Annotated in this window: 22 protein-coding genes; 11 read left to right on the forward strand and 11 right to left on the reverse strand. The window is 50.4% G+C overall.

All coding sequences use genetic code 11. From position 1 onward, the window contains the following. The first annotated feature begins 94 nt into the window (after positions 1–94). Together ACYVJM_RS05930 and ACYVJM_RS05935 are read left to right on the forward strand one after the other, a co-directional pair. The gene (locus tag ACYVJM_RS05930) at positions 95–1036 is read left to right on the forward strand and encodes a ribose-phosphate pyrophosphokinase (protein WP_461147272.1); all 942 of its coding nucleotides are present in this window, start codon (positions 95–97) and stop codon (positions 1034–1036) included. Between the two features lie 93 nt (positions 1037–1129). Continuing rightward, entirely contained in the window at positions 1130–1696 is a 567-nt protein-coding gene (locus ACYVJM_RS05935; RefSeq protein WP_461147273.1) for a 50S ribosomal protein L25/general stress protein Ctc, read from the forward strand. Positions 1697–1811: 115 nt separating this feature from the next. Here ACYVJM_RS05935 and ACYVJM_RS05940 read toward each other — a convergent pair whose 3' ends face one another. From ACYVJM_RS05940 to ACYVJM_RS05950, 3 genes are all read right to left on the reverse strand, one after another. After that, positions 1812–4115 carry a heavy metal translocating P-type ATPase gene (locus tag ACYVJM_RS05940; protein WP_461147274.1) on the reverse strand — a complete coding sequence of 768 codons (2304 nt, stop codon included), beginning with the start codon at positions 4113–4115 and terminating at the stop codon, positions 1812–1814. Between the two features lie 7 nt (positions 4116–4122). Further along, complete coding sequence (locus ACYVJM_RS05945) at positions 4123–4329, reverse strand: heavy-metal-associated domain-containing protein (RefSeq protein WP_461147275.1); 207 nt, start codon at positions 4327–4329, stop codon at positions 4123–4125. Positions 4330–4452: 123 nt separating this feature from the next. Beyond that, a complete protein-coding gene (locus ACYVJM_RS05950) occupies positions 4453–6312 on the reverse strand; it encodes a glycoside hydrolase family 2 protein (RefSeq protein WP_461147276.1) in 1860 nt (619 codons plus the stop codon). A gap of 358 nt (positions 6313–6670) precedes the next feature. Here ACYVJM_RS05950 and ACYVJM_RS05955 point away from each other — a divergent pair, with 358 nt between their 5' ends. The 3 genes from ACYVJM_RS05955 (at position 6671) to ACYVJM_RS05965 (ending at position 12421) form a co-directional block, all read left to right on the forward strand. Beyond that, complete coding sequence (locus tag ACYVJM_RS05955) at positions 6671–9769, forward strand: efflux RND transporter permease subunit (RefSeq protein WP_461147277.1); 3099 nt, start codon at positions 6671–6673, stop codon at positions 9767–9769. Positions 9770–10243: 474 nt separating this feature from the next. After that, a complete protein-coding gene (locus ACYVJM_RS05960; protein ID WP_461147738.1) occupies positions 10244–10921 on the forward strand; it encodes a response regulator in 678 nt (225 codons plus the stop codon). Between the two features lie 96 nt (positions 10922–11017). Further along, a complete protein-coding gene (locus tag ACYVJM_RS05965) occupies positions 11018–12421 on the forward strand; it encodes a sensor histidine kinase (RefSeq protein ID WP_461147278.1) in 1404 nt (467 codons plus the stop codon). Positions 12422–12499: 78 nt separating this feature from the next. Here the strand turns inward: ACYVJM_RS05965 and ACYVJM_RS05970 are convergent, their stop codons facing one another. Beyond that, positions 12500–13825 carry a 3-phosphoshikimate 1-carboxyvinyltransferase gene (locus ACYVJM_RS05970; protein ID WP_461147279.1) on the reverse strand — a complete coding sequence of 442 codons (1326 nt, stop codon included), beginning with the start codon at positions 13823–13825 and terminating at the stop codon, positions 12500–12502. A gap of 107 nt (positions 13826–13932) precedes the next feature. Here ACYVJM_RS05970 and nagA point away from each other — a divergent pair, with 107 nt between their 5' ends. Next, on the forward strand, positions 13933–15105 hold the full coding sequence (nagA, locus tag ACYVJM_RS05975) for an N-acetylglucosamine-6-phosphate deacetylase (protein WP_461147280.1): 1173 nt from the start codon (positions 13933–13935) through the stop codon (positions 15103–15105). 11 nt (positions 15106–15116) lie between these two features. Here the strand turns inward: nagA and ACYVJM_RS05980 are convergent, their stop codons facing one another. Next, a complete protein-coding gene (locus ACYVJM_RS05980) occupies positions 15117–16544 on the reverse strand; it encodes a tetratricopeptide repeat protein (RefSeq protein WP_461147281.1) in 1428 nt (475 codons plus the stop codon). Between the two features lie 609 nt (positions 16545–17153). On the opposite strand from ACYVJM_RS05980, the gene ACYVJM_RS05985 reads away from it, so the two are divergent. Together ACYVJM_RS05985 and ACYVJM_RS05990 are read left to right on the forward strand one after the other, a co-directional pair. Next, positions 17154–20108: a TonB-dependent receptor gene (locus ACYVJM_RS05985; protein WP_461147282.1), complete on the forward strand. Its 2955-nt coding sequence runs from the start codon at positions 17154–17156 to the stop codon at positions 20106–20108. A 14-nt stretch (positions 20109–20122) separates the two neighbouring features. Further along, positions 20123–20632 (forward strand): hypothetical protein, encoded by a 510-nt coding sequence (locus ACYVJM_RS05990; protein ID WP_461147283.1) that lies wholly within the window; start codon positions 20123–20125, stop codon positions 20630–20632. 44 nt (positions 20633–20676) lie between these two features. Here ACYVJM_RS05990 and ACYVJM_RS05995 read toward each other — a convergent pair whose 3' ends face one another. The 3 genes from ACYVJM_RS05995 to ACYVJM_RS06005 form a co-directional block, all read right to left on the reverse strand. After that, positions 20677–20853 carry a hypothetical protein gene (locus ACYVJM_RS05995; protein WP_461147284.1) on the reverse strand — a complete coding sequence of 59 codons (177 nt, stop codon included), beginning with the start codon at positions 20851–20853 and terminating at the stop codon, positions 20677–20679. A gap of 71 nt (positions 20854–20924) precedes the next feature. Further along, positions 20925–21968 carry a bifunctional diaminohydroxyphosphoribosylaminopyrimidine deaminase/5-amino-6-(5-phosphoribosylamino)uracil reductase RibD gene (gene ribD, locus ACYVJM_RS06000; protein ID WP_461147739.1) on the reverse strand — a complete coding sequence of 348 codons (1044 nt, stop codon included), beginning with the start codon at positions 21966–21968 and terminating at the stop codon, positions 20925–20927. Next, positions 21958–22080, reverse strand: coding sequence for a hypothetical protein (locus ACYVJM_RS06005; protein ID WP_461147285.1), 123 nt, complete (start codon positions 22078–22080; stop codon positions 21958–21960). Before ACYVJM_RS06005 ends, ribD begins: the two co-directional genes overlap by 11 nt. A gap of 79 nt (positions 22081–22159) precedes the next feature. Between ACYVJM_RS06005 and prmC the strand changes: the two genes are divergently transcribed. The 3 genes from prmC (at position 22160) to msrB (ending at position 24594) form a co-directional block, all read left to right on the forward strand. Further along, positions 22160–23008 (forward strand): peptide chain release factor N(5)-glutamine methyltransferase, encoded by an 849-nt coding sequence (prmC, locus tag ACYVJM_RS06010; RefSeq protein ID WP_461147286.1) that lies wholly within the window; start codon positions 22160–22162, stop codon positions 23006–23008. Positions 23009–23041: 33 nt separating this feature from the next. Beyond that, complete coding sequence (locus ACYVJM_RS06015; protein ID WP_461147287.1) at positions 23042–24019, forward strand: AAA family ATPase; 978 nt, start codon at positions 23042–23044, stop codon at positions 24017–24019. A gap of 62 nt (positions 24020–24081) precedes the next feature. Then, entirely contained in the window at positions 24082–24594 is a 513-nt protein-coding gene (msrB, locus tag ACYVJM_RS06020; RefSeq protein ID WP_461147288.1) for a peptide-methionine (R)-S-oxide reductase MsrB, read from the forward strand. A gap of 20 nt (positions 24595–24614) precedes the next feature. Here msrB and ACYVJM_RS06025 read toward each other — a convergent pair whose 3' ends face one another. From ACYVJM_RS06025 to ACYVJM_RS06035, 3 genes are all read right to left on the reverse strand, one after another. Further along, a complete protein-coding gene (locus ACYVJM_RS06025) occupies positions 24615–24884 on the reverse strand; it encodes a hypothetical protein (RefSeq protein ID WP_461147289.1) in 270 nt (89 codons plus the stop codon). 247 nt (positions 24885–25131) lie between these two features. Then, complete coding sequence (locus ACYVJM_RS06030; protein WP_461147290.1) at positions 25132–25761, reverse strand: MCP four helix bundle domain-containing protein; 630 nt, start codon at positions 25759–25761, stop codon at positions 25132–25134. A gap of 19 nt (positions 25762–25780) precedes the next feature. Next, complete coding sequence (locus ACYVJM_RS06035; RefSeq protein WP_461147291.1) at positions 25781–26170, reverse strand: hypothetical protein; 390 nt, start codon at positions 26168–26170, stop codon at positions 25781–25783. Positions 26171–26183: the final 13 nt, after the last annotated feature.

Genomic DNA, 26183 nt, shown 5'->3' on the forward strand with positions numbered 1-26183 from the left:
CTTACGGTGGTACCCGATTCGTAAAGAAACTTAACGGCAAACCGGTATTCTGCCCGTTTTTTCCGTACCTTTGCGGGAAATTTGTCTGGCACTCATGGCTTCGTTTAACCCCGTCAAGATTTTTTCTGGTAGTCAATCCACATATCTGGCAGAAAAGATTGCTCACTATTACGGCAAGGACTTAGGTGGTTATACCTGCCGGCGGTTCAGCGATGGCGAAATGTCACCCAGTTTTGAGGAATCCGTTCGGGGCTGCGATGTATTTCTCATTCAGTCGACACCTCCTCCCGGCGACAACCTGCTGGAACTGATGCTGATGGTCGATGCCGCCCGGCGTGCCTCGGCCCACTATGTAACCGTGGTGATCCCCTATTTCGGGTACGCCCGCCAGGACCGGAAAGACAAGCCCAGGGTATCGATTGCGGCCAAACTGGTTGCCAATATGCTGGCCGCATCGGGTGTCGACCGGTTGATGACCATTGACCTTCATGCCGGGCAGATTCAGGGTTTCTTCGACTTTCCCGTCGACCACTTGGAAGGTACCTCGGTTTTTGTACCGTACATCCGGAGTCTGAATTTGGAAAATCTGGTTGTAGCGTCGCCGGATGTGGGTGGTGCCAACCGCGCCCGTACATTCGCAAAGCACTTCAACGCCGATATTGTGCTGTGCGACAAACACCGCAAACGGGCTAATGAGATTGCATCTATGCAGGTTATTGGCGATGTGGAAGGCGCCAATGTGGTACTGGTGGATGACCTGATCGACACGGGCGGTACCATGGCGAAAGCGGCCCAGATTATTATGGATAAAGGGGCCCTGTCCGTTCGGGCGGTATGTACCCACCCAATTATGTCGGGCAAAGCCCATGAGAACATTGCTGGCTCAGTATTGCAGGAGTTAGTCGTTGCGGATACGTTACCGTTGAAGCAGACCAATGAAAAAATAAGAGTACTGTCGGTGGCCGAGTTATTTGCCAAAGCCATCGGACGCATTCGTGACCACGAATCTATTAGTTCACTGTTTATAAAATACTGAAGAACGAACGAGTGAATGAGCAAACGAACGGCTAATCTCCGCTTCTATCGTTCTTTCGCTAATTCGTTCTTTCACTCATTAAATTTTTAAGTCATGAAAAAAATCGAGATTGTAGGGTATCAACGAGCGAATCTCGGCCGCACGGAATCACAGGCGATTCGGGCCGAGGGCAATGTTCCATGCGTGTTATATGGTGGAGAAGAGCAGGTGCATTTTTATGCCCCGGCTATTCTGTTCCGTGATTTGATTTATACGCCCAATATTTTTGAAGTAGCACTCAACATTGAGGGCGCTGAATACCGGGCTATTCTTCAGGAAGCACAATTCCACCCAGTGAGTGACGTGCTGCTGCACGCCGACTTCCTGTTGGTAACGGATAAAAAACCAATCAAAATTGCTGTTCCAGTTCGGTTAGTTGGCACAGCGCCAGGGGTACAAAAAGGTGGTAAGCTGGTAACGCGCGTTCGTAAACTGCGCGTGAAAGGTACTGTTGAAAACATCCCTGATTTTATCGATGTAGACGTATCTGGTCTTGATCTGGGCAAATCTGTCCGTGTTGGTCAAATCCCGGTAAAAAATATCGAGATGCTTGAAGAAGGGTCAAACCCCGTAGCCAGCATCGAAATCCCACGTGCTCTGCGTGGTACTGTTGGTAAATAATACCGCGAATACGCTAATAGATCATGAAAAAGCCCGACCAGCAAACTGGTCGGGCTTTTTTGTTTTTGAACGGATGATTCTCCTAATCCTTTCTTAAAAGTGGAAAATGGCATCGTTACAACCGTATACCCCGCAAACGCAGACTGTTGCTAACCACCGATACCGAACTTAGGGCCATGGCAGCGCCGGCAATCATCGGGTTTAGCAGAAAGCCAAAGGCCGGATAAAGAACCCCGGCGGCAATGGGTATACCGATCAGATTATAAATAAATGCCCAGAACAGGTTTTGGCGAACGACCCTAACTGTTTGCTTCGACAACTGAAGCGCCCTGGGTACGCTGGTCAGATCGGACGTGATCAGCGTCATTCGGGCCACGTCCATGGCAATATCGGACCCCTTCCCCATCGCAATGCTGACATCGGCCTGAGCCAGTGCCTCCGAATCGTTGATGCCGTCGCCGACCATCGCTACGATTTTTCCCGAAGCCTGCAACTCACGCACAAAAGCCGCCTTATCAGAGGGCATTACTTCAGCTTTATACTGGCTGATACCTACCTGTTTGGCTACAGCGGCTGCGGTCTGGGCGTTATCGCCGGTTAGCATATAGACGGCAATACCCTGACTCGCCAGCCGGTCGATGGCCTGCTTCGAGCTGGCTTTGACAGGATCGGTAATGGCAAGGATAGCCAGCACCTCTCCCCTGGGAGCTTCCGACAACCGGCGGGCGAAAAACACCACCGTTTTCGCCTGATTTTGTAATTCCAGCGCCTGACGGGTTAACTCTTCGGATACTTCAATCTGGTTTTCGTCTAACAATGCCGGATTACCAACGAGGTATACGCCGTTAGTATATCGAGCACTTACTCCCCGCCCTGTAACACTGGTAAACGTTTCCAACGGCACGGGTTCTGGTTTGGTCAGGTGAGCAACGACCGCTTCGGCCAGCGGGTGCTCAGACTGTTTCTCGAGCGCGTAAAGTACGGCCTCCAGTTGCGGCTGCTGGTTGGCCTCAACGAACCAGCGTAGATCCGTTACCACGGGTTTTCCTTCGGTAATCGTTCCGGTTTTGTCGAGGACAATTGCGTTAACGGTATGCCCAATTTCCAGACTTTCGGCATCTTTGATCAGGATATTGTTTTCGGCTCCTATGCCAACACCCACCATAATGGCCGTTGGGGTGGCCAAACCCAATGCACAGGGGCAGGCAATGACCAGAACCGTTACCGATGTCAGCAGGGCCGTTGTTAACGAATCCGTTCCCGGCATGAAATAGCTTCCAAAAACCGCCCAGACAACGAATGTCAACACGGCAATGCCAAGCACCACGGGTACAAACACACCGGCAATCCGGTCGACGGTTCGCTGCACCGGGGCCTTGCTGCCCTGTGCATCCTGAACCAGCCGGATAATTTGCGCGAGCAGTGTATCGGCCCCTACCTTTTCGGCATGAAAGCGAAAACTTCCTTTCTGATTGATAGTCCCGGCAAAGACCGAAGCACCGGCTAGTTTTTCAACCGGTACGGGCTCCCCACTGATCATGCTTTCATCGACATACGACTGCCCCGACGCCACCCGGCCATCGACCGGAATTTTCTCACCCGGCCGAACCAGCAGCAGATTCCCAACCTGTACGGAAGCAATTGGAATTTCCTGTTCGGTATCGCCCACCACCAGATGAACCGTTTTTGGCTGTAGGCCCATTAGCTTTTTAATAGCCGATGACGTATTTGACTTGGCCCCCTCTTCGAGCAGTTTACCCAGCATGATAAAGGTAATCACGATCGATGCTGCCTCGAAATAAACGTGTGGGTGGACGCCCCGACTGTGCCAGAAATCCGGGTTGAGTGTGGTAAAGGCACTAAATAGAAAAGCTATACCCGTACTCAGTGCCACCAGCGTATCCATGTTGGCAGTGCCATGCCGGGCCTGTTTCCAGGCATTGACAAAAAACGACCGCCCCAGCCCAAACACAACGGGTGCCGAGAGGGCCATCATGACGTAATTGCTGTAGGGTATCTGGTCCATAAAAAACATACCGATCACCACCACGGGCAACGACAGGATCAAGGCCCAGATCGTTCGCTGTTTCAGGCGCTGCACCCGCTGTTGCTGGGCCTCTTCCTGAACCTGCCGGGCATCGACACCCGTCTCTTCCGTTTCGATAATAATATCGTAGCCCATTTCCCGAACGGCGGTTTGCAGTTCGGTGGGTGTCACGGTAGCCGGATTGAACTGAACCCAGGCCGTTTGCGTGGCATAGTTCACCCCGGCGGCACGCACACCGGGTGTGTGTTGCAGGATGGATTCAACACTAACGGCACAAGCCGCGCAGGACATTTCCAGCACGGGATACGTTTTCCTGATTTCCCCGGCCGAAAGCCCTGAATCGGACTTTCGGTCTGTATCGGCAACGGTCATGGCTTTTTTAGTTTAGGGGCTCAGCTTTATAGCCAGCCTTTTCAATGGCCTGACGTACTGTATCGGCCGTTGCAGTTGAAACGGTCAGCACTTTTTTAGGGTCTTTTACATCCACTTCCCAGTTCCCCTCCCCAACGGCTTCGTTCAGAAATGGGGTGACGGTAGCAATGCAGTTACCACACTTTATATTGGTCTTGAATTTTAAAGTTTCCATGATTTCTGTGTCTTTGATGGTATAACACAAAGGTCAGCCCGATGCATCCATTTTGTCGTATATAATTACTGATAGCCTGTACAGAATTAGGGAAGACATCGGGCGATTCCTCTTCTGAACTGCTTACAAGGCTACATTGGGCATGTTCTCGTAGCCACCGGTAGCCAGCAATCCGGCCGGTACGCTGAGTTCGCCGGTTTGCGGGTCAATGAGCCCATTGCGCTCATCTTCAATATTGGTAGCTTGCGTGTACACATCACCCGCAATGGAGCGTTTCCGCATTTCCTGCTTGAACAGGCGAATGCGCTCGGTGCGATCTTCGGCATCCTGCGGCCCGCCGTAGTTGGCAAAGCCGAAACCTCCCCATTCACTCACGATCAGGGGCACCTGGCGCCGGTAAAAGAATGGATCGCCAACTACCAGCGGAAACGCAGCGACGGCCTCCAGATCCCCGGCAACCAGCCGGTCGAGGAGGTTCTGCCAATGGCCCAGGTCGGGGGTGTAGAGGTGTGCCGTGAGCAGATCGGACTTGAGTCGCCCTTCGAACGAAATATGCTGCCAGCCGTCGTTGTCAACCACCAGAAACTGCGGGAAGGCCAGTTGCATGAAATGGTACATGTTCATGATGTACTCACGGGTTTCGGGATTGGTGGCAATATCCTGCGCGCCCCAGTCTTCATTATATAAGCTCCAGATCACGACCGACGGGTGCGTTCCAATGAGGGCCAGCATCCGCATCAGCTCCGCCCGGTGATTCTGGCGGCTGCGGGTTGTGGAACTGTGGGGGCTGGGTACCTCCACCCAAAGCAACAAACCCAGTTTATCGGCCAGGTTATAAATTCGGGGATCAATACCGGCAATGTGTACCCGAACCAGATTGCAGCCCAACTCTTTCATCGCCTTCATATGCCGCTTCATCTCTTCGTAGGTGGCGGTACCGGGTTGATACAGAATCCCGTCAAGATAGATTGGCTTGTTGTTCAGGTAGATGTAACGGCCGCGGGCTTCTATTTTACGAAGGCCAAACTGCGTTTCTATCTGAGCAATATGCCCTTCCGAATCAATCAACTGAGCCACGAGCCGGTAGCGAACCGGTGTTTCCGTTGACCAAAGCTCCGCCCCCGGCACCTCCATAGACACCCGTTGCTGTTTCTGCCCGGCTTCCAGTCGCAACGGGAAATCGGACGTTGCCAGCGGTGTTGCCGATTCGGGTCCTTTTCGCTCGAAGACCTGAAGCCGTAACACATAGTTGCCCGGATCATGAATACGAATGGTCAGCGTAAAGCGTACCAGACGGTCTTCAATGGTGCTTACCACCCCTACCCTGGACCGCAAACGGTTTCGTTCAACGGTTTCCAGCCACACAGAACGCACGGCACCCGTATAGGTCTGGTACCAGATGCCTCCTCGTTTGTAGACGTGCGACTCCTGCTTTCCGCGCGGGGTTTCGGCATCCATGGTATCCGCAATACGGACGGTCAGGCGGTTTGTAGGCCGGAGGTATTCATCAGCCAGTTCGTAGGAAAAGGAGGTATACTCGCCATAGTGAACCTCATCTCCCTCAATGGTGCTAAGTGGGTGGCCGTTGAGCCATACCCGTGTTTCGTACCCGCAGGCACCAAACGTTAACTGAATAATAGAGCGGGAAAGAGGCTCGCTGCGTTCCGGCAGCGAAAACTCCCGTTCATACCAGGCAATTACTTTATCGTGCCAGATCACCGGACTCTCCTGACCTCTGGCATAGGCCATATGTGCTTCTATCGAACCCGGCCACTGGGCAACCCCGTCGTATGAATGACCCAGGTACCATCTGTCACGTAGTCCCGTGTCTTTGGGGTCCAGAGAAAACTGCCACTCGCCATCGAGTAACCAGTGGGTATTTGGCCGCAAAACAGCTCTGGGTAAAGGGTTTATGGGGTCTTCAATTAATGATGTTTCTTCTTTACTGGAAGCAAAGCCAAAGTTTGATTGAATGTCAGACATACTTGTTGAGTTAATTAAGCACTGTAGAAAACTGAAGTACCTTCTAAACGCAACAAACGGCTTATTGGCATAAAAAGTTAGCCTTTATCCAGTTAGGAACAGCTGCTTCAGCAGGCCGAATTGAACTCCTCTATACAGCGCTTTTTTTAAGAACTCTAAAGAAATATACTCCTCTCTGTCATCTGGCTGCGCTAAAGGCAGTATGTCAATATGCTGATTATCAATAATATAAATAAAACAATTAGAATCAATTGAGAAAGATCACTACTTATTTAACTCACTTTTAACAGCAGGTTAAGCCCAATTTAAGTTCGGCCCGGCACTTTTGTACACAACAAAGTCGTACACAATAGCTGGTATGAACAAATTCATCAAAAGCATACTTTCCTTCTCACTGAAGAATAAATTTTTTATTTTCTTTCTGACGGCGCTGTCCGTTGTTGCCGGCATTATCAGCTATCAGAATACCCCGATTGAGGCCTTTCCCGATGTAACGAATACCCAGATTACCCTTATCACGCAATGGCCGGGCCGGTCGGCGGAGGAAGTTGAAAAGTTCGTGACAATCCCGATAGAAATAGGCCTGAACTCCGTTCAAAAACGGACCGATATACGCTCGACTTCCCTCTTTGGACTATCTGTCGTTAAGATACTGTTCGATGATGGGGCCGATGATGCCTTTGCCCGGCAGCAGGTAAACAACCTGCTCAGTGGCATTGAATTACCCGAAGGTATTCGGCCGGACGTACAGCCGCCTTACGGCCCAACGGGCGAGATTTTTCGCTATACCCTCCAGTCGTCGACCCGTACGGCGCGCGAGTTGAAAACGATACAGGACTGGGTCATTGACCGGCAGCTAAAGAGTGTGCCGGGCGTGGCCGATGTGGTTAGCTTCGGCGGAGAAGTGAAAACCTATGAGATTTCGGTTGATCCACGTCGGTTGATCGATTATAACATCACCCCCCTCCAACTCTACCAGGCCGTTGCCAATGCCAATGTAAATGTGGGTGGCGATGTCATCGAAAAAAACTCGGAAGCCTATGTAGTTCGGGGTATTGGGCTGTTGAAAAATCAGCAGGATATCCAGAACATCATCGTTAAGAACATCAAAGGGACGCCCATCACGGTTCATAATGTCGCGCAGGTTTCAGAATCTGCTTTACCTCGACTCGGCCAATCCGGACGTGATAAAAAAGATGACGAAGTAGAGTGCATCATTATCATGCGCAAGGGCGAAAACCCGAGTGAGGTTATTGAGCGGGTAAAGGATAAGATTAATGAACTGAACACCAGCATCCTGCCCACAGACGTTCAGATCAATACCTTTTATAACCGGGAAACGCTCATCAATTTCGCCACCCACACGGTAACGCACAACCTGATCGAGGGCATCATCTTCGTAACGGTTATCGTATTTATCTTCATGGCCGACTGGCGTACCACGATTACCGTTTCGATCGTGATTCCCCTTGCCCTGTTGTTTGCATTCATCTGTTTACGGCTCAAGGGCATGTCGGCAAATTTACTTTCGATGGGTGCCATTGACTTTGGGATCATCGTTGATGGTGCCGTTGTGATGGTGGAGGGTATTTTCGTAACGCTCGACGAACTGGCCCACCAACAGGGCATGGCTAAATTTAACCGTCTTGCCAAGCTGGGCATCCTCCGCCGAACAGGTACTGAAATGGGGAAAGCCATTTTCTTCTCGAAGGCCATTATCATTACCTGTCTGATTCCGATCTTTTCCTTTCAGAAAGTAGAAGGTAAAATGTTCTCACCACTGGCCTGGACGCTGGGGTTTGCGTTGCTGGGTGCCCTCATATTCACCCTGACACTCGTTCCGGTTCTGGCGAGCATACTGTTGAAAAAGAACGTTCGGGAAAAGCATAATCCGTTCGTCAATTTCGTCACGAACTATTCGACCCGGCTCTTTGGCTTTACGTTTGCGCACAAGAAATTAAGCATCATATTTACGGGCTTGCTAGTTCTGGTTGGCCTGTCGGGTTTTACCTTGCTCGGTACTGAATTTTTGCCCGAATTGAACGAGGGTTCCATTTACGTGCGGGCCACCATGCCCATGAGTATTTCGCTGCCCGAATCGGTCAAGCAAAGTGTACAGATGCGCCATATTTTTGAACAGTTCCCGGAAGTAAAAGGCGTCATTTCTCAGACGGGCAGACCTAATGATGGAACCGACCCAACGGGTTTCTATAACATTGAATTTCTGGTCGATATTTATCCGCAGGATGACTGGAAAAGCGGACTAACGAAGGAAGAATTAGTGGAGAAAATGCAGGAAAAACTCAGTGTTTTTCCCGGCGTAAATTTTGGCTTCTCACAACCCATTATGGACAATGTAGAAGAAGCTGTTTCGGGCGTTAAAGGCTCCATAGCCGTCAAAATCTACGGCCCGGACCAGACCATTCTGGAAGCTAAAGCGGGCGAAATCAGGAACCAGCTCGCCACCGTTCAGGGGATCGAAGATCTGGGTGTGATTCGCACCACCGGCCAGCCAGAAATGCGCATTGAGCTCGACGAACAGAAACTGGCTTTATACGGCGTCAACAAATCCGATGCCGAGGCTGTCATTGAAATGGCCATTGGCGGTAAAGCTGCCACGCAGATCTATGAAGGTGAGCGAAAGTTTGACCTGCGCATTCGGTATGACAGGCCTTTTCGTTCCAGCGAGCAACAGATTAGTCAGTTGATGGTCCCTACTGAAAACGGCAGTATGATCCCCATCAAGGAGATTGCGAATGTTTACACCCAAACCGGCCCGGTATTGATTTTCCGGGAAGGTGGGCAGCGATATGGAGCGGTGAAGTTTTCGGTCCGGGGTCGCGATATGGGCAGTGCGGTGGCCGAAGCTCAGCAAAAAGTACTGGCCCACGTAAAACTTCCGGCAGGGTATACTGCCAAATGGGCCGGTGATTTTGAGAACCAACAACGCGCTACTGCTCGTTTGGCCCAGGTGGTGCCTATCAGTTTACTGGCTATCTTCTTTATTCTGTTCGTTCTTTTCGGCAATGTTAAAGACGCTGGTCTGGTCTTATTCAACGTACCTTTTGCGATCATTGGCGGCATTGCCGCGTTGCTGCTCACCCATGTTAATTTTAGCATATCGGCAGGTATTGGCTTCATTGCCCTCTTTGGTATCTGTATTCAGAATGGGGTGATCCTGATATCAGTTTTCAAGAAAAACTTACGGAATGGATTGCCTTTAAACGACGCTATTCGGGAAGGAGTTGTTTCCCGTATACGCCCGGTCGTCATGACGGCCATGATGGCTGGTATTGGCCTGATTCCAGCAGCTATTTCGCACGGTATTGGCTCCGAAACGGCTAAACCACTGGCTATTGTCGTCATTGGTGGGCTGATTACGGCTACTTTGTTAACTCTTTTTATATTTCCACTCATTTTCTACGCTTTCTATCGGCAGAAATTCAGTGACATTTAATCCTGATTCCCTTTTTTGCGCAACACCAAATAATTTTAACCGGCTTTTCACGTTTTATTGAAAAGATGTTGCAACATTTGTAGTGTCTTATACGTAGAAAAAGATATACGTTTCTACCGTATATAAAGAAATTGCTTACTTTAGCATAACAATCCTTTACAAAGGGAAGGTTGAACATCAAGATGTGACGGCCGCTCGGTCGTTCATCTTGAAATGGTGTGGATAGAAGCGGAAAGCCGCCCCGACATTCGGAGCGGCTTTTTTGTATTTTCTTTAGTTTTTGTCCAAAGTAATTTAACAGCCTTTTAATTCTGTTTTCAATTGCTTTTAAGACGGGGCAGCGAGTTTTGATTGCTCGATTGAGCAACGCATTTGCCGGCATTAATAGAGCTATTTTCGCCAGGCTGTGTCTCATTAAGTAAATATTTTATTCTGCCGTTTTTAAATCAGCCGATAGCTATGTATGTTGCCGATATGAAGATTCTGGTAGTAGAAGACGAGCCTAAATTGGCTTCGTTTGTCAAGAAAGGGCTGGAGGAACAATCTTGTGAAGTAGATGTAGCGTATGACGGCCAGGTAGGGCGGAATATGGCTCTCAATAATCTTTACGACGTTATTGTACTGGATATTAATCTGCCCAAAATGAACGGCTTCGATGTTGTTCAGTCAATCAGGCAGGAAAAAAATCGCACGCCCGTACTCATGCTAACGGCAATGGGATCTGTAGATGATAAACTCACAGGTTTTGAAGCCGGTGCCGACGACTATCTGGTCAAACCCTTTGAATTCCGGGAGTTGATGGCGCGGCTGCGGGCCTTAACGAAGCGAAGCAGCGATGCGGGTATGCAGGCCAATGTTCTGAAAGTAGCTGACCTCGAACTTGATCTGAATGAAAAAGTAGCCCGAAGGGGTGATAAACGGATTGAGCTTACCGCCAAAGAGTTTGGCCTGCTCGACTACCTGATGCGCAACCGGGGCCGGGTGGTCTCTCGCGTAGACATTGCCGAAAAGGTTTGGGACATCCATTTCGATACCGGCACAAACGTAATTGATGTGTATGTCAATTTTCTACGCAAAAAAATCGATAAAGACTTCCCCACCAAACTCATCCATACTGTAATTGGTATGGGGTATATGTTGAAGGAAGAGTAATTGATAGTAGTATTAGGAGTTAGAAGTGAAGAGCGAGGAGGGCTGACGCGTTAGCAACTCCTGACTTCTCGCTTCTGACTCCTAACTCCTTAAAAGATGAATATCCGCACGCGCCTGACACTGCTGTTTGTGCTGCTGGTCGCTTCGATCGTGCTGCTCTTTACGGTTTCGGTTTATTACCTCTATGATCAGTTCAGGGAGCAGGAATTCCAGCAGCGTCTTCAGGAAAAAGCCTTTACCACGATTCGCCTTCGCGAAGATGTGGGCGAAGTGCCGCAGGCCGACTTACCCGTTATCACCAACGAACAGGTAACCGTTTATAACATACAGGGAAGGGTACTGTTCAATCAGGGAAACCAACGGCCCCGCTTCCCGGTAACGCCCGACTTTCTGCGCAAAATAACCCTTCGTCAATTTCAGTACATTCGCATTGGCGATCTGGAAGCCGTTGGCGTACTTCACCTTAACGGGCGTGGGGAAAAATTATTGATCGTTGCCTCGGGTAATGACCGCTATGGACTCACAAAACTCGTCCGGCTACGGGAGATCTTATTTTCGGGCTGGCTGCTGAGCCTGATCATTGTCGGCATTTCGGGATATCTGTTTGCTACCGATGCCCTCAGGCCGGTAGCTGAACTGATTACCCAGGTCAACGCCATCTCGGCAACCAACATTCACCAGCGGTTGAGTGTGGGTCGCCAGCGTGATGAGCTAGCCGATCTGGCACGTACTTTCAACGATCTGCTTACGCGACTCGAAGAAGCGTTTGTCCTGCAAAAGAGTTTCGTTTCGCATGCATCGCACGAGTTGCGAACGCCTTTGACCGTGATGATGGGCCAAATCGAAGTAACTCGATTACAGGCGCGTACGACCGAAGAGTACGAAGTGGCATTCGACGCCCTGCTCGAAGAAGTTAAAAGTATGATTCGCCTGGTCAATGGCCTCCTCGAACTGGCCAGAGCTAATTCTGACATCGTCACGTTGAATTACCAGCCTGTCCGTATCGATGAATTATTATGGCAGGCCCAAAGTCTGATCGTCAGCAAAAAAACTGATTATCAGATCGACATTGACTTCGATAATCTGCCCGTTCAGGAAGAAGAACTGGTTATTGTTGGCGAAGAGTCACTCTTGCAGACAGCGTTTCAAAACTTAATGGAGAACGGCTGTAAATATTCCCCCGACAATAGAATGTCTGTCCGGATTTTGTTCAAGCCCGGAAAGATCGTCCTCACCTTCAGCGATCATGGGTATGGAATCTCCCAAAGCGACATTGTCCATATTTTTGAGCCCTTTTATCGGTCCGAATCGACGATGACTATCAGTGGGCATGGCATTGGGCTAGCCCTCACACAACGTATTATCGAGTTACACCACGGTTCTATCGAAGTAGAGTCTACCATTGGCAAAGGCACAACCTTTCGCATTACCCTGCCTACCTCCAGCCCATTTAAAAAACACCTCTCCGTGTCTGGAGAAAGTAGCAGCACCACTTCATAACGCCCGGAAGCGGAAAGCCGGTACAAGGTGAATTTCATCCTGTACCGGCTTTCCGCTTCTATTTGCAGGCTCAGCAAGCTATTCGTTTATAAACTCGACCGCTGTTACGCGCGCCATATCTTCCCAGAAAGAAGGGTATGATTTAGCTACGACACCCGGCTCGTCGATGATGATTTCCTGTTGCATGGCCACGGGGGCAAAGGCCATGGCCATTCGGTGGTCGTCGTAGGTGTCAATGGTTGCCGGACCGGGAGGAGCAACGGCCAGCCGATGAACTTCATACAAATGATTGGCTTCGAGCTCTACCAGCTCTGCACCAATTTTCTGCAATTCGGCCTGTAGCGCAGCCACTCGGTCGGTTTCTTTAATCTTCAGGCTTTCGATACCTGTCATTCGCAGAACAACGCCTTTTACGGCTGCACAAACGGCAACGGTTTGGGCCAGATCCGGGCAATCGGTAAAGTCCCAGGCCAGGGATTGATGCGTCGGGGCTTTCGTTAGCCGAACGCCCGTATCCGTAAAGGTGCTTTCCACACCTAAAGAACGCATAATCGCTACAATGGCACTGTCGCCCTGTAAGGATTTGGCTTTAAGACCCAGCAAATTTATTTCAGCCGTTTCATCCGTTGCCAATGCAGCCACACTGTACCAGTAACTGGCTCCTGACCAGTCCGACTCAATAGCATAGGGTTTCGGCACGTATGGCCGGGGAGCAACCGTTATCGTTTTTGCTTCCCAATCTGCCCGAACATCGGCCCCGAAATAACGCATCTGCTCCAGTGTCATCTCTATATACGGTCGGGAGCCGATAGCGCCGGTCAATTCCAGCGTCAATCCATTAGGCAGTAACGGAGCAATCATAACCAGTGCCGAAATATACTGACTGCTTACATCGCCACGAATGCTGAGCCGGTTGGTCGATTCAGCGGAGGCCGCAAACCCGTTGATTTGAAGCGGAGGGTACCCTTCATTTTTCAGGTACGCAATATCGGCACCCAGCGCCCGCAGGGCATCCACCAGAATACCGATTGGGCGCTCACACATCCGGGGCGTGCCCGTCATCGTTTTATGCTGCCCCGTTACACTGAAATAAGCGGTCAGAAACCGCATGGTAGTGCCGGCATCCAGCACATCGGCGGTGTCGTCCTCGGCTTTCAGCAGCCGAATCATCGTCTGGGTATCGCGGGCGGTTGAAAGGTTTTGCAGATCGCAGCGAAAACCGGTAAGCGCGTCGATAATTAAAGCGCGATTACTTTCACTCTTCGATGAGGCCAGGGGAATCGTAGCCCGGAGTAGATGATCCTGACCAATTTCCAGACTGGAGGGTTCCGTACTGGAAGGTTCCGGACTGGAAGGTCCCGGCTTGGCCAGCGTGGCGGGGGGAGTTAAACGAACGGCGTTCAAAAGAAAAACAGGTTGGTACTCACATGAAATAGTTCGCAAAAAAACGAAAAATCGACTACATTCCAGCCATCATTTACCGGACCAGTCCTAATTCAGACCCAACCCCAATGTCGTATAAATTTGTAAATGCGCATATTTTTACCGGAACCGACTGGTTACCGGGCAGTTCGGTAAAAATCAGCAACGATCGTATTACTGAAATTAGCCCGGCCGCATCGGCTTCCAATACCACCGATGACACAGACACAGTCATTGATGTTGATGGAGATTATTTGATACCGGGCCTGATTGACCTACAGCTTTACGGGGGATCAACGCTATTTCTGAACGACCAGCCAACTCCCGAAACCGTTCGGCACATTTATAACGCCCACGCCCGAAATGGCACCACTACCCTGCTCCCAACCATTCACTCGACCTCGCTCGACGTTATGCGGGATTCGATGGCGGCTGTGCAGGCTGTTCGGAAGGAGAACCCATTCGGCGTACCGGGCATCCATATTGAAGGGCCTTATTTTAATCCGATCAAACGGGGAGCCCACAGTACAGCCTACGTTCGCACGCCGGCGGACGGTGAGCTGGAAACCCTTTTCAGCGCCAATGCCGATGTTATCCGAATTCTTACCTTAGCTCCGGAGATACTTACGCCTACCCAATTCGCAACGATCAAGGCGTTAAAGGATTCAAATACGCTGTTATCGCTCGGGCACAGCAACGCAACCTATCAGCAAGCCACGGCGGCTTTCAACGATGGAATTCCACTGGCAACACACTTGTATAATGCCATGCGTGGCTACGAAAGCCGTGAACCCGGTGTGGTGGGGGCCGTTTTCGACCATCCCACCGTGTATGCCAGTATCATTGCCGACAGCTACCACTGCAACCCAACCACCATCCGTATTGCTTACCGGCTGCTGGGCGAACGTCTCTTCCTCATTTCTGACGCGCTCTTTGCCAACCCGCCCCGACCAACGTTTGAACTCGGTCAATTTGTGGTCCACTACGAGCCCGATACCAGCGGACCCGGTCGCTACGTCAACAATGAGGGCAATCTGGCCGGGTCGGCCATTACGTTGATTGACTGCGTTAAGATTGCCGTAGAACAAGCTGGGATTCCCCTTACCAGTGCCTTACGCATGGCGTCGACCGTTCCGGCCGAAATTATCAGCCTGGGCGACCAGCTCGGCAAAATTCAACCGGGTTACCTGGCAAATCTGGTACGCCTGGATAAGGACCTGCGGGTAAAAGGCGTCTGGACATCAGGCCAGTTGCTGACCTGATGTCCAAACTGCTAGCGGGCACTTTTGACTACAGCCTGCTCGTAGCTCTGGTTGAGGGATTCCAGAAACTTACCCGCTACCCAGCTAATGTCTGAATCCCGGATAAATACGAACCGTTTGGGTATGGATGTATTGGCGTAGGCCCGAAATACAGATTCCAGTAACAGAGCCCCTGCAATCAATTGCTTCTCATTGAATTGATTCTGGACATTAGCAATATCCGCTTCGGCTTTCCGGCGCACAACGGGGTCCGCTAAATCGGTCAAATCGGGCTGAATCAGACTCTGATAATCGGTCATGGCCAGGCGGGCAAATCGCTGCGCATCACTCAATGTCAGCGGTACGGCGGTGGTACCGGCTTTTTCTGGATGCAGATACACGGTCATGGCCCAGGCAATTCCCCCGCCGATGGCCACCGTTTTGCGCTGGTGTAAACCAGGGCTGGCCGTGTTAAATTCAACATTTACTGCGGTGTCGGCAATCATCTTCATAACCCGTTTAGCCTCTTCTTTGTAGGCGTCTATAGGCAAGGACCGATTACGGTCAATCAGATTGGCCAGCGTTTTGGTACCATACGGCAAACTCACCGCATGAAACCTTCGCCCATTATCATAATAGCCACCCTTGGTATTACCACTGCCAATGTCAATGCAGGAAGTGGCGACCCACAACCGCCGGGGAATGGAGCCAATCAAAAACAGTTCGGCTTCGCGGGCAGCCGTCAATGTAGTATCTATGCGAAGGCTGTCACCACCAGACGCGCTGCTGCTCACCAGCGACGAAAACAGTTCGTATAGTTTATTCTTTCGGGCCGGTGTTTTTCCCAACGTTTCATTGATCCCACTGCTAAATGCAATGTAGGTGTGATCGGCAGGAATTTTATACCGCCTGATGGAGTCCATATAGGCTTTCATAACGTCCTGCCCATCTTTAAACGATTGCGGGGTGCCGGACACCAGGGTTACGTTTGGCGCAAGAGGTTTGACCTTAATGTCTTTATTATAAAATCCGTTCTCATAAACTGACCTAAAAATAGCCAGTTTAACGCCCGATGCCCCGATATCGATGCCTGCGTACAACTCCTTACCCGACATTTCGCCAATCAGTTGGCGCATGGCGGCTGCACTAGCGCCGTAATTCAGTTTTTGATACAAGTTATGTGCCTTGTAAAAGTAGCTCAGTGCCGTCTGGCTATTTTCCAGATCCGTGTAGGCAAATCCGAGGTTCTCATAAGCGACGGCCTCCAGATAAACATCTTTCGATTGCACAGCGGGCAGGGCCCGGAGAACCAAGTCAATGGCCTGCTGTGGTCTGTCAACCATCCTGAGCGTATTACCTAATTTAATGAAGTGCAGCGCTTCGACAGGATTGGTTGCGTTTTGCGCGCTAACGGAAAGTTTACAAAAAATAATCAGACAGGTAAGTAAATAATAGTTCATGGAACGTGGAGGAATAAATAACCGATTTTCCGTTGCCCAATGACGGGCAACGCCAAGACCATAAGTTTACTAAACACTTCTGATAACCAGCATATTGTTACCAGAATTTTAGGCAAAGGCCCGGTTGGTTGACCGGTTAGTGGTGGCAACTGAGTATCTATTTAATAGCAATTTAGGGATGAATTACTCTATTGATTACACTACCTCCGATTGAACTTCCGTAAAAAAATATTCGACTACCAATTTAATATTGCATTAATCAAATAAAACAGTATTTAATTCTACCTATTTATTTGAACTCATAATTTTAGTAGGCATATTTGACAAAGTACAACAAAAAATTACCTCTCGTTTCGTGCGCGCGAATTATCAACAGGGGTTCATTTATTAAATGAGCGGGTAATTAAACGATCGTTCAGGATCGACTTGATTACCGTCGGCATTTACGCATTCCGTTTACTAGCATACAGTAGTCGAAAAAATCGGCTAATGGTAGTCCATTGCCCAAACTTTTTCAATACTAACCAGCAATATCCGGCTAAGAATAACTACCCGAGAATAAATAGTGACCTAACAATCAGTGTGTTCAACTTTATCTAAATGCTAAACATGGAAATAAAATTACGTAAGCATGACATTCTACCTGTGTTGGTTGCCATGTTCATGATGGTCGCTCTCTGTCCGACGTCCGCCCTGGCACAAAGCAAGCGAATAACCGGTAAAGTAGTCTCCAGCGTTAACTCCGAAATAGTACAGGGCGTCAATGTATTGGTAAAAGGCAACAGCCGTAAGGGAGCTGTGACGGATGGCGACGGGAAATTCTCGCTGGAAGCCACCCCTAACGACGTGCTTGTGTTTAGTTTCATTGGCTTCAAAACAAAGGAAGTCAAAGTAGGTAATGAGACTGCATTCAACATTTCGCTGGATGAAGACGCTACGCAACTGACGGAGTTGATTGTCACGGGGTCGCGCAATACCGGGCGTACCATTCTGGAAACGCCCGTTCCGGTCGATGTTATTTCGATCAAGGACATCATGGGCGAGCTACCGCAAATCGACCTTGCGCAAATGCTGGCTTTTGTGGCACCCAGTTTCAATGCTGTTCGGTCGCAGGGGGGTGATTTGAACTCGCATGTCGATCCCGTTCAGTTGCGGAACATGGCTCCGAACCAGATTCTTGTGCTGGTAAATGGAAAGCGACGCCACACATCGGCTCTCCTCATTACAGAAACTGCCGTGGGTAGCCCCTCAACAACGGTAGACCTGATGACAATCCCTGTTTCGGCCATTGACCGGGTCGAAATCCTCCGCGATGGTGCCGCTGCCCAGTACGGTTCTGACGCCGTTGCGGGTGTGGTGAACATCATCCTCAAGAAAGGCACCAATAAACTAACGGCTAATTTGACCGGTGGCGGGTACGCCAACACAGGCGGTCAGGCCGGAGCGCTGACAAAATCAGGCAAACCTGACGGCTTCAACTACCAGTTTGACGCTAACTACGGCTTCAAGATTGGGGATAAAGGCTATTTTAACATGTCGGGCCAGATTACGCAACGACGGCCAACGCTGCGCCCGTTCGTGAATGACTGGGGCTTTTTCGATAAAACCTACCTCAACAACCTGCGGACTGACAAAGCAGGCAACCCAGTTATTACCAACCCTGAACTAATCAACGCCCAAGCGGCAGGCAACACCTCACAGATTGCCGCACTGACCACAGAAACCGGGTTGATGAGCGCTCGGGGGCTAACCAAAGCCGATTTTGCCGTGTACGCCGGTATGCCCGCCATTACGCTGGGCAGCACCTTTTACAACGCGGGGTACGAGATAAATCCAACCACCACCATCTATAGTTTTGGGGGCGCATCGTATAAGTATCTGGAAGGCTTCTCCTGCTATTTCCGCCGACCCGCCCAAACTGACCGCTTCAATTACCTGCTCTATCCAAACGGTTTCCGGCCTCAGATGACCTCCAACACCTCGGATGTGTCGAATACCATTGGCCTCAAGAGCAAGATCGGCGAGTTCAGCGTTGACTTCAGCAACACCTTCGGCCGCAATACGATGCGCCTTGGCATGGTCAACACCATGAATGCGTCCTTGGGCTCCAATTCGCCGGTGAACATGAACCTGGGAACTCATCAGTTCTCTCAGAACTCGACTAACCTCGACATGTCCCGTTACTTCAAAGGCATCATGAACGGCTTGAACATCGCTTTCGGCGCTGAGATGCGAATTGAAAATTACAAGATCATGAAAGGGCAGGAAGAAAGTTACGCCTATGGAACAGCAGGCATTGTTACCGTCAGCAAAGAAGGCCTCCTGGTTGGCCCGGACGGTAAACCGCTGGAAAATGCCAGCAGCACTCCTATTGTTGATGCCAACGGAAACCCCCTGGCAGTAACGGCTGGCCAGCAGGTAACGGTCAAGTCCCTCTCCTCGAACTGCCAGTGCTTCGCGGGTTTCGGTCCTAAAAATGAGCGAAATGAGTTCAGAACGACAATGGCCGCCTATCTGGACGCAGAACTGGAGCTCACCCGGAAATTCCTCGTGGCCGGTGCATTCCGTCTGGAGAACTATTCTGATTTTGGTGGCGTAACGATTGGTAAACTGGCTGCTCGCTATTCGATCACCAAAACGCTTTCGCTGCGTGGTTCGATTGCCACAGGTTTTCGGGCACCTTCGTTGCAGGAATTGAACTATACGCACACCGCTACAGCCTTCGTACCGGATAAGAACGGTATTCCCCAGCCACTTGATGTAACCACGTATCCTACCAACAGCACAGCGGCACGGGTGTTGGGCATCAAAGGCCTGAAGCAGGAACAATCGCGTACGTATGGCATAGGCCTTACTTACCAGCCGGCCCCAGGTTTTGAAGTAACACTGGATGCGTATCAAATTGATGTCGACAACCGGATTTTCAGAACCAGCTATTTCAACGCGTTGGAAGTTGGCAACAACTACGGCGAGGTAATTGGTGAAGGGGAAGCTCAGTTCTTCGTGAATGGTGCCGATGTTCGCTCGAAAGGTCTTGAGGCCGTTGGTAACTATACCCTTAATCTTCAGAAAGGCAAAAGCGTAACGTTTACGCTGGCCACTATTCTCAGCAAAAACACGGTTCTCAACCGGAAAGTCCTTGACCTGAATGTGGCCAATCTTACGTCGGAGCAAATTGTGGGCAAGTACCTCAGCCGCGATATCATCGGGCAGTTTGAAACAGGTACGCCACGGACCAAACTGATTGGTTCGGTAACGTATCGGGTTAACCGATTCAATGCCATGCTGCGTGGTACCTACTTTGGCACTGTAACGGAGCGGTCAGTTTCTTCAGACAACGATGGCAACTTCTATGATCAGACCTTCTCGCCACAAGCCGTTTTTGACCTGAGCTTCGGCTATGACCTGAATCGGAACGTGAAAGTATCGATTGGCGGTAGTAACATCTTCGATAAATACCCACAAATACTCCGTCCTGAGAATCAGGGTTTCTATCTGTACTCCAACAATCAGCAAGGGTCAAATGGTGCGTACTACTATGGCCGTTTAACCTTCAACTTCTAACCGCAACTCCAGCTATGAATCGATTCAATAATACAAGAACCGTTGTTCCAGTACTAGGCCTGTTTCTGTGCATGCTCGTTTTTTTGAGTTCGTGCGAGCAGAACAAATATGAGCCCAATACAAGTGTGGCTCCTGGCGGTGGTACTGTAACGACATATAAATCCTATTCGTTAGCCTCGGCAACGGGCTCTACGGTTTATGGACGAGTGGTATTCTATAAGTACAGCACTTCGGTTACGATGGTGGAAATGGGCCTTTACAATACCGTTTCGGGTACCACCTACTCGTCGGCCATTTACGAAGGCAAACTCGCCGACAACTCGAGCAAGTCGCTCAAAACGCTCGACGCCATTAATGGTGCTACCGGGGACTTTGCTACCACCAAATACTACATTATCAGCGAAGCAGGTTTCTACGATAAACTAGGCACTTATAACGCGAATGTGAAGATTATGTCGGGCACCAAGTTGATGGCCAGCGGCAACATAGGCAGTAACGCCTTGCCGGTTGCTCAGTCTCAATAGGTTCTTAAATAGGCAACATGACGGGCTTCGGTCGATGGGTGCGTTCAGGCAACTGACGCGTTCATCGACCGAAGTTTTTTTGTAGCCGGTCTCACCTGAACACGTCGTCCCACCCCAACGACAATACCCACCACGCCATCGTGGTTGGGATCGGTTACACACGGGGACGAAAATGTCCCAACGCCCGGCAGCAATTTTGCCCAGTTGACCTGTGCAGTCATGACTGTTGCTGACAGTGTCAGCCTTAAAACGTAGATCAAACGGGTAATAAGTATCCGGCAGAGGTTTGCCTTTATCGTTGTGTGTATCTAGTCAATTCGTCAGACTCTACTTTCTCCCGATTACGGAATACGCCCCGTACGGTGGGTGCTTTGACTCCTGCGCCAAGCATCATTGGATTACGAAAAACACGTATTTCGTCCCACAGGTCAGCCTCCATGAGAGAGGTCAATACAGCTGCCCCCCCTTCTACCAGCACCGACTGCACCTTACGCTGGTAGAGGTCATGTACTACCTGATCCAGCGATTCGGCAAATATGTAATTAACATTGGGGGCGTCGGGCGGCACGTCCGTTTGGGAAGCATGGTAGACAAGCGTTGCTTGCGAACCATCGAACAAATTCAGGTCGGTGCCCAGCGTCAGGTTTCGGTCCAGTACAATACGTATGGGGTTTTTACCTGCCCATAAACGCGTATTCAGGCGCGGGTTATCCAGTCGGGCCGTGTTCGTACCAACAAGGATGGCATCTTCCTCACCCCGCCAGCGATGGACCAGCCGATGCGCCAGATCACCGCTTATTTTAACGGGTTTACCGCCTTCTCCAGCAATGAATCCATCGGCGGTTTCAGCCCATTTTAGAAGAATATAGGGCCGTTTGTGCTCAAAAAATGTAAAGAATCGGGCGTTCAGCAAACGTCCTTCTTCAGCCAGAACACCCGTCTCGACCTGTATGCCAGCAGCCCGTAGTTTCGCAAATCCCTGACCGGACACCAGTGGATTAGGGTCATCGTTGCAACAAACAACCCGCTTCACCCGGCGTTCAATCAACAGATCGGCGCAGGGGGGCGTTTTTCCCCAGTGCGAACAGGGTTCCAGGGTAACATACACGGTTGCTTCGGCGAGCAAATGTTGATTTTCTGGCTGTACGGCGTTGACCGCATTGACTTCGGCATGCCAGTCGCCATACTGCTTGTGCCAGCCTTCGCCAATGATGCGCTCTTGGCTGCCGGAGCCATGCGTAATGACACAGCCCACCATTGGATTTGGACTTACGTGTCCTCGCCCAAGCCTAGCCAGTTCGAGCGCACGGCGCATAAAACGATCATCAACAGACATATTCATTTTTCAAAGTTAGCCAAAAACGACCGGCGGTCAGGGCGGTTTTGGCGGCAAAGGTTGTTTCCCGGCTGATCTTCTTCCAGGCTCCGGACAGGCCAGATGAGAGCATACGCACTCTTGCCCGGGAAGGAAGCCATGTTTCAGGGAAAACTTCCCTATTTTTGACAAAATTACTAGTCCCGATTCAAATGGCTACTGCCAAACCCTTATACGAACGTCTCAGCAAGAATATCACCGCCTATCCGCCCGAAGAAGCGCGGGAAATGGCGTTCATGCTGCTCGACCATTATTTTGGTCTGCGTAAGACCGATGTATTAACCGATAAACCCCTCCCCCCCAACCGTACCGAGCCCGACTGGTTTAAAATTCTGGAACGGCTGAACCGGCAGGAACCCATCCAGCATGTTATCGGCACGACGATTTTCTGCGGGTTAGAGTTCGAGGTATCGCCCGATGTGCTGATCCCCCGCCCCGAAACCGAAGACCTGGTTCGACTGATCATGCACGATTTTGCAGACCGGGTCGATGATGTGCCCATTCTGGATATTGGTACCGGCAGTGGCTGCATTGCGATTACGATGGCGCGATTCCTGCCCCAGTCGGTGGTAACAGGCTGGGATGTTTCGGAAAAAGCCCTTACGCTGGCCCGTCAGAATGCGGAGCATCTGAAAGCTGATGTCCAGTTTTCGATTCAGGACATTTTAAATGTTCCGGCAGATTTTAATGAGCGTTTCGACTGTGTGGTGAGCAATCCTCCTTATGTTACCCGTTCTGAGGCCGCCGATATGGACCGAAATGTATTGGATTACGAACCCGACCTTGCGCTGTTCGTGGAGGATAATGACCCGCTGGTTTTTTACAAAGCCGTTGCCGATTTCTGCGTTCGCCACCTCACCAAAGAGGGAGCCTGCTACGTAGAGATCAACGAGCGCTTTGGTGAAGCGACGCGTCAGGTATTTGCCGATCGGGGTTTTACGAAGATTCAGGTATACAAAGATATTCACGGTAAAGACCGCAGCATACGGGCAACATTTTAAACGTAGTCGGTAAGTCATGCGACTTTTTAGCTTATGCAATCAACCCCTTCATTCACCTACCACACTAAAATCCGCGAAGTATTCAGCGAAATGAGTCAGGTTGTGGTTGGCCAGGACCGGCTCCTCAATCGATTGCTCATTGGGCTGTTTACCGGGGGCCATATTCTGCTCGAAGGGGTTCCGGGCCTTGCCAAAACGCTTACCATCAACACCTTAGCCAAGGTACTCGAACTGGATTTTCAGCGAATTCAGTTTACGCCCGATCTGCTCCCCGCCGATTTGATTGGTACCATGATCTTCAATCAGAAAACGGCTGAGTTTGAGGTAAAGCAGGGGCCTATTTTTGCGAATCTGATCCTGGCTGATGAAGTCAACCGATCGCCGGCCAAAGTGCAGGCAGCCCTGCTCGAAGCCATGCAGGAAAAACAGGTGACGATCGGAGAGGAAACCTTTGTTCTCGACCGGCCATTTCTGGTATTAGCCACCCAGAATCCGGTGGAGCAGGAAGGCACCTACCCCCTTCCTGAAGCCCAGGTGGACCGATTTATGATGAAAGTCTTTGTGGACTATCTGAGCCGGGAGGATGAAATAGAGGTGATGCGTCGAATGTCGAACATGAATTTCGCCTATGAGGTAAAACCCGTACTGGGTAAAGAAGATTTGGTAGCCATCCGCAATGACATAAATGCCATTACCATCTCCGAAACCCTTGAACGATACATTATAGAACTGGTTTTCGCCACTCGCCGACCGCTGGAGTACAGCCTCCGGGATGAAGCCCGCTACATCCAGTTTGGCGTCTCGCCCCGTGCCAGTATCAATCTGAATCTGGCCGCGAAAGCCCTTGCCTATTTCGACCGGCGCGATTACGTCCTGCCCGAAGACATTAAAGAAGTAGCGCCGGATGTATTCAATCACCGCATTATGCTCAACTACGAAGCGGAAGCCGACGGGGTTACAACCTTACAGGTCATTGACTCCATTCTTCGTAAAGTAGCCATTGGTCGTTAGCCGTTTGTGAACGTCATACTACCTGTTTTGCGTTTCATAGGAAACCCTCCGGGACTTTATCTATGCGGCAAAACAGGTTTTTCTTTTTGATAGCGCTTCTGCTGGCTGGTGGATTATGGATTTATGGAACTTACCTTGCCGCACCCCGTCCTCCGCATAAACGCCCGGCGGGCACCACCTCGCCCGGCAATCGGCGTGTGGAGAAAACGGATGCCGACTGGAAAGCGATTTTAACACGTTCGGCATACAACATAACCCGGGAAAGCGGCACCGAATGGCCCAACAGCAGTGATCTGACGCACGAAACGCAGGAGGGTATATACCGATGTGTGTGTTGTCAGAATCCGCTTTTTTCGTCCGCCACCAAATTCGACTCCCACACTGGCTGGCCCAGTTTCTACGCGCCTGTTGTTTCCAATGCCGTTTATACTGAAGCGGATGGCAATCGGACAGAAGTACGGTGTTCGGTTTGCGATGCCCATCTGGGGCACGTTTTTACGGATGGACCAGCGCCTTCCGGTTTGCGGTATTGCATGAACGGCGTAGCGCTGGCTTTTTCTGCACAGGCCAAGTAACCGGGGTTCAGCCAGCGCCTTCAGGAACGGTCAGCAGGTCGGGTCAAGGCTTTTTTCTCCACTATCCAGACGCTCGAAATAGCCCCCCCTTGCAGCAGTGCACCGCCCGTTACATACCAGACGCCGTTTACGTCCTGGTTGATCAGGCTGGTCAGGCCCCAGGTCAGACTGCTCATGGACATAAAAAACAGCACGCCAGCCGCTATAATTACCAGCCATGAGCTCAGGCTAAGAACGTATTTTGTCTTTTGTGACAGGCTGACGCCGAGTGTAGGAACAGGTTTTTTCACCGATGTACGAGTTGAGTTGTTAGTTTGTTGCTTGAGCGTACCCTGCAAATTCGTTCGGGGCGTTCATCTGCATGAACCTCCATTACTAAGAATATCCTCCCAAGAGAGGGCGTCAGTAATACGCAATAAGTTAACTCAACTCGAACATAGGTCTATGTATAGGTGTTGCCAAGCAAAGGTTGCGGAAGCGCCTTTTCAGGCTTTCGAATGCCCTGATTTCGACCTTGAAAAGTTCTTCCGCATATCCTTAAAAGCGATGCCAGAATAGGCTTAAGCCAACAAACAGGACCAGCCCTATTTGTAAAGCAGTTAAGATGTAGATGTCGTTTGTCTTTCCCCTCGATTCTTCCAGCAGTTCCTGGCCTACCGTAAGTTGTAAGGCAGCTAATTCGTTGAGCGTCTGTACCGTTTGACCGAACGCCATGCTGGCCGTACGGGTAATCTGAAGCTGCCGGTCTTTCGGTAACGAAGTAAACTGGGTAGCCAGTTCAACTTCCAGCCGATCATATATGCTTAGCTGCCGCTTAAACAACCGAAGTTGATCGGCTTCTTTAGCCGTCAATTTGGTTCGGTTAAACTCGGTCAGCAGCGAGTCTGTCCGACGGTTAAACTGATCCAAATTTGATCTAACCAAACCGACATCGGGCTTTTCGGCAGCCAGAAGCTGGGCTTCAAGCATCATCCGTTTGCCGTAGACCGTTGACATCAGATTGACCAGAATAGCCGTTGGCACCAGCCGATCTTTGTAGATAGATACGGACTCTTCCTGGATCTTTTGGGTGTTACTTCGGCTCATAAAAATGCTCGTCAGGATTAAGCCAAGCAAGCTAATGACCAACAGGCCGGAACGTAAGGGATTATAATAAGTTTGCGACATATCCTTAACCTTGTTCTTATTAATTGCCTCCAATAATCGGCTGGGCGGGTACCCGCTCAACGGCAACAGAGGCAGGTTGGGTGGCCAATCGGATTACATTAGTCTGCTGGGCTTTGTAATTCCGCACGGCCACATCCATCTCCGGCGTATGGGGTAACGTTACCCCACCGGCGGGTACATTGCCCGGTACCGGCTGTTTGTAATTGGCAACTGGCTGCTGGCCGAAGCCGGGCGTACGAACCTCAATTCCCGATTGACCTTTCCAGGACTCAGCCGTTTTCGCCTTGTTCGGGTGTTTATAATTGTGCGTTGAATAAGTAGGGTCGTTGCGTAGCTTGCGATCATCCTGAGCCGAAGCCGTCGAAAATAAAAAGCTGCTTAATGCGACGATAAATAGGTACGTTTTCATGATTTCTCTTGAT

It is taken from the genome of Spirosoma pulveris (assembly GCF_054781875.1).